The sequence below is a fragment of the Candidatus Phytoplasma palmae genome, from assembly GCF_046896035.1.
GTDB lineage: Bacteria > Bacillota_I > Bacilli_A > Acholeplasmatales > Acholeplasmataceae > Phytoplasma > Phytoplasma palmae.
Window position 1 is genome coordinate 1 of sequence record NZ_JBIPDD010000015.1, and the last position, 5,104, is coordinate 5,104.

Sequence of the window (5,104 nt, forward strand, 5' to 3'; positions counted from 1 at the left end):
TTTTATACAAAAAAATAATATGGATTTGTGGTAGAGGATGAGGGATTTGAACCCCCGACTTTCTGCTTGTAAGGCAGATGCTCTCCCGCTGAGCTAATCCTCTGTCTGTAAAAAAATTAAAAAGAAATAAATTATTTTTTCAAAGTAAACCTTGGCAAAACTTATCTTCGCTTTTATAAATAAAAACTATTGTTAGCGCGTAAGGGCTTAACTTCTGTATTCGGAATGGGAACAGGTGTTTCCCCTTAGCTAAATCACCAAGGATCTTTCAAAACTAGATAAACAAACGTTTTTTTACTCAAAAAATAAAGTCAATGGATCTATTAGTACTAGTAAGCTGAAAATATCACTATTCTTACACTTCTAGCCTATCAACCTGATAGTCTTTCAGGGATCTCATAGGGAAATCTCATCTTAAGGGAGGCTTCACACTTAGATGCTTTCAGTGTTTATCCCTTCTATACATAGCTACTCAGCTGTGGCTCTGGCGAACCAACTGAAACACCAGAGGTATATCCATCCCGGTCTTCTCATACTAGGGACAGTTCCTTTCAAATTTCCAACGCCCACGACGGATAGAGACCGAACTGTCTCACGACGTTCTGAACCCAGCTCGCGTTCCGCTTTAATGGGCGAACAGCCCAACCCTTGGAACCTTCTCCAGCTCCAGGATGCGATGAGCCGACATCGAGGTGCCAAACCGCTTCGTCGCTGTGAACGCTCGGAAGCGATAAGCCTGTTATCCCCAGGGTAGCTTTTATCCGTTGAGTTACGGCCCTTCCATGCGGTACCGTAAGATCACTAAGTCCGACTTTCGTCCCTGCTCGACTTGTATGTCTCGCAGTCAAGCTCCTTTTTGCCTTTACGCTCTCAAAATGATTTCCGACCATTTCGAAGGAACCTTATGAACGCCTCCGTTACTCTTTAGGAGGCGACCGCCCCAGTCAAACTGCCCACCAAACACTGTCCCTCACAATACACTTGTGTAGGTTAGAAGCTAAAAAACCCAAGAGTGGTATCCCAAAGGCGACTCCTTTAAAACTAGCGTTTTAAATTCAAAGTCTCCCACTTATTCTGTACATGAGTTTTCCAAATTCAATATTAAGTTGCAGTAAAGCTCCATGGGGTCTTTTCGTCCTGTCGCGGGTAACCGGCATTTTCACCGGTAATTTGATTTCACCGAGACTCTTGTTGAGACAGCGCCCAAATCGTTATGCCTTTCGTGCGGGTCGGAATTTACCCGACAAGGAATTTCGCTACCTTAGGACCGTTATAGTTACGGCCGCCGTTCACTGGGACTTCAATTTAATGCTTTGGTTTTCCGAACATCTCCTTTTAATCTTCCAGCACCGGGCAGGCATCAGCCCCTATACATCACCTCACGGTTTAGCAGAGACCTATGTTTTTGATAAACAGTCGCTTGGGCCTATTATCTGCGGCTTTTACTTTTGAAATAAAAGCTCTCCTTATCCCTAAGTTACGGAGTCATTTTGCCGAGTTCCTTAACAAGAGTTTTCTCGCGCGTCTTAGTATACTCTACCTTCCCACCTGTGTCGGTTTACGGTACAGGTAAAAAAACAATTAACCCTAGAAGCTTTTCTTGAAAGTATGAAATCAGTCACGTTACCTTCAAACCTCATTTTTTGGAATAAGAAAACGGATTTGCCTATTTTCTCAAACTCGGTTTTTCTACCTTAATCCAATAAAAGGTGTGCTTATCCTTCTTTGTCCCTCCATCAGTTGTTTTCTTAGTGCAGGAATTTTAGCCTGCTTGCCATCGACTACGAATTTCTTCCTCATCTTAGGACCTGACTAACCCAGGGAGGACGAACCTGCCCCTGGAAACCTTGGGTTTTCGACGGATAGGATTCTCACCTATCTTTTCGTTACTTACACCGGCATTCTCACTTCTGATCTCTCCACCACTGCTTCCGCTATGGCTTCACTGATATCAGAACGCTTCCCCTACCATATAAAATATTATAAATATTTTTATCCGTAGCTTCGGTATAATGTTTAGCCCCGGTACATTTTCGGTGCAAAGTCATTTGACTAGTGAGCTATTACGCACTCTTTAAAAGATGGCTGCTTCTAAGCCAACTTCCTAGTTGTCTAAACATCTTTACTTCCTTTTCCACTTAACATTAATTTAGGGACCTTAGCTGACGGTCTGGGCTCTTTCCCTTTTGACTTTGGACCTTATCACCCAAAGTCTGACTGCTGATTTTATTTTAATGACATTCGGAGTTTAATTGAGGTCAGTATCCCGAGGTGGAACCATCACTCATTTAGTGCTCTACCTTCAAAAAAAATATAATCAACGCTAGCCCTAAAGCTATTTCGGGGAGAACCAGCTATCTCTGAGTTCGATTGGAATTTCACCCCTAGCCACAAGTCATCCAAACACTTTTCAACGTGTCCTGGTTCGGTCCTCCATTTAGTTTTACCTAAACTTCAACCTGCTCATGGCTAGCTCACTTCAGTTTCGGGTCTATGACATAGAACTAAACGCTCTGTTAAAACTCGCTTTCGCTATGGCTACGTTCCTCAAAACTTAACCTTGCTCTATATCATAACTCGCCGGTTCATTCTGCAAAAGGCAAGCCATCACTCATTAACGAGCTCTGACTAATTGTAGGCATACAGTTTCAGGATCTATTTCACTCCCCTCCCGGGGTTCTTTTCACCTTTCCCTCACGGTACTAGTTCACTATCGGTCACTAAGGAGTATTTAGCCTTAGGAGATGGTCCTCCCATATTCCAACAAGATTTCTCGTGTCTCGCCGTACTTTTTGATACGCTAGATTTTAAATTACCTCTACAGGATTATCACCTTCTTTGATGTTTCTTTCCAAAAACTTCGAGTTTTTTAAAATTTTATAACTAGTAATTCGTATCAGGCTCTTCCGGTTTCGCTCGTCGCTACTACCAGAATCGTTGTTACTTTCTTTTCCTACAGTTACTTAGATATTTCAGTTCACTGCGTTCCCTTTTTTGACTTTAACATCAAAAAAACTATAAGTTTATTATAGTAGGTTGCCCCATTCGGAAATTCATGGATCTTCATTCATTTACAATTACCCATGACGTATCGCCGTTAATTGCGTCCTTCATCGGCTCTTAGTGCCAAGGCATCCACTGTACGCCCTTATTTTCTTCATTATTTTGAGAATTTACGTTGTTTATCTACTTTTCAAAGAACTTTTTTGATTTTCAGTACATTTAGACTGGTGGGCCTAAATGGACTTGAACCACCGACCTCACGCTTATCAGGCGTGTGCTCTAACCAACTGAGCTATAGGCCCTTAAAATCTTAAAGAATATTATATTAAAAGAATTAACTAATGAAAAAAACGAAAAACTTATTTTTTTAAATTAACTTAAGTCTTTCAAAACTGAAGATGATGATTTTAAAAAATTTCCTTAGAAAGGAGGTGATCCATCCCCACCTTCCGGTAGGGATACCTTGTTACGACTTAACCCCAATCATCGACCCTACCTTAGACGATTCCCTCTGCTTACGCAGTTAGGCTGTCGCTTTCGGGTATTGTCCACTTTCGTGGTTTGACGGGCGGTGTGTACAAACCCCGAGAACGTATTCACCGCGACATGCTGATTCGCGATTACTAGCGATTCCAACTTCATGAAGTCGAGTTGCAGACTTCAATCCGAACTGAGACTATTTTTTTGAGATTTGCCGAAAACTCGCGTTTCAGCTACTCTTTGTAATAGCCATTGTATCACGTTTGTAGCCCAGATCATAAGGGGCATGATGATTTGACGTAATCCCCACCTTCCTCCAATTTTTCATTGGCAGTCTCGCTAAAGTCCCCACCATAACGTGCTGGCAATTAACGACAGGGGTTGCGCTCGTTTTAGAACTTAACCTAACATCTCACGACACGAGCTGACGACAACCATGCACCACCTGTATCCCTGATAACCTCCACTATATTTCTATAGCTTTGCAGAGTATGTCAAGACCTGGTAAGGTTTTTCGTGTATCTTCGAATTAAACAACATGATCCACCGCTTGTGCGGGATCCCGTCAATTCCTTTAAGTTTCATACTTGCGTACGTACTACTCAGGCGGAGTACTTAATGTGTTAACTTCAGTACCGAGTTTAACCCCGACACTTAGTACTCATAGTTTACGGCGTGGACTACCAGGGTATCTAATCCTGTTTGCTCCCCACGCTTTCGTGCATCAGCGTCAGTAAAGACCCAGTAAGCCGCCTACGCCTCTGGTGTTCCTCCATATATTTACACATTTTACCGCTACACATGGAATTCCGCTTACCTCTATCTCACTCTAGTTAAACAGTTTCTCTAGCAGGACAACGTTAAGCGTTGAAATTAAACTAGAGACTTATTAAACCGCCTACGCACCCTTTACGCCCAATAATTCCGGATAACGCTCGCCCCCTATGTATTACCGCGGCTGCTGGCACATAGTTAGCCGGGGCTTATTCATTGAATAACGTCAAGATAGTTTTTCCACTATTGTTTCTTCTTCAATAAAAGAACTTTACATACCGAAGTACTTCGTCGTTCACGCGGCGTTGCTCGGTCAGAGTTTCCTCCATTGCCGAAAATTCCCTACTGCTGCCTCCCGTAGGAGTTTGGGCCGTGTCTCAGTCCCAATGTGGCTGTTCAACCTCTCAGTCCAGCTACACATCATCGTCTTGGTAGGCCTTTACCCTACCAACTAACTAATGTGACGCAAGCCCCTCTTTAAGCATACCTTCCGAAAAAGGTCTTTTAAAAATAAAAAGATGCCTTTTTATTTCCTATCCAGCCTTAGCAACTGTTTCCAATTGTTATTCTCGTCTTAAAGGCAGGTTGCTTACGTGTTACTCACCCGTTCGCCACTAAAATCTAAAAGATTTCCGTTCGACTTGCATGTATTAAGCACGCCGCCAGCGTTCATCCTGAGCCAGGATCAAACTCTTAATTTAATAAAGTGTAAAATTAATTCATATTTGATAATTAATTTTAATAAAATACATTTTTATAATGTATATTTTCGCAAAAAAATATTTTTAATTTTTTTAATTAAAAAAATCATCTTCAGTTTTCAAAGAATTAAAATTAAGATAAAAAA

At 41.8% G+C, this 5,104-nt stretch carries 2 tRNA genes and 3 rRNA genes; all 5 read right to left on the bottom strand.

Annotated features, from left to right (window positions below):
• Positions 1-28: 28 nt before the first annotated feature.
• The 5 genes from ACHMP6_RS01615 to ACHMP6_RS01635 all read right to left on the bottom strand — a co-directional run bounded on the left by ACHMP6_RS01615 (position 29) and on the right by ACHMP6_RS01635 (position 4,958).
• A tRNA-Val gene (locus ACHMP6_RS01615) sits at positions 29-103 on the bottom strand.
• 45 nt (positions 104-148) lie between these two features.
• Positions 149-263 (bottom strand): 5S ribosomal RNA (rrf, locus tag ACHMP6_RS01620).
• A gap of 39 nt (positions 264-302) precedes the next feature.
• Positions 303-3,162: ribosomal RNA gene (locus ACHMP6_RS01625) — 23S ribosomal RNA — on the bottom strand.
• A 66-nt stretch (positions 3,163-3,228) separates the two neighbouring features.
• Positions 3,229-3,305 (bottom strand) — tRNA-Ile (locus ACHMP6_RS01630).
• Between the two features lie 122 nt (positions 3,306-3,427).
• A 16S ribosomal RNA gene (locus ACHMP6_RS01635) occupies positions 3,428-4,958 on the bottom strand.
• Together the 16S, 23S and 5S rRNA genes with 2 tRNA genes alongside form the textbook arrangement of a ribosomal RNA operon.
• Between the last annotated feature and the right edge of the window lie 146 nt (positions 4,959-5,104).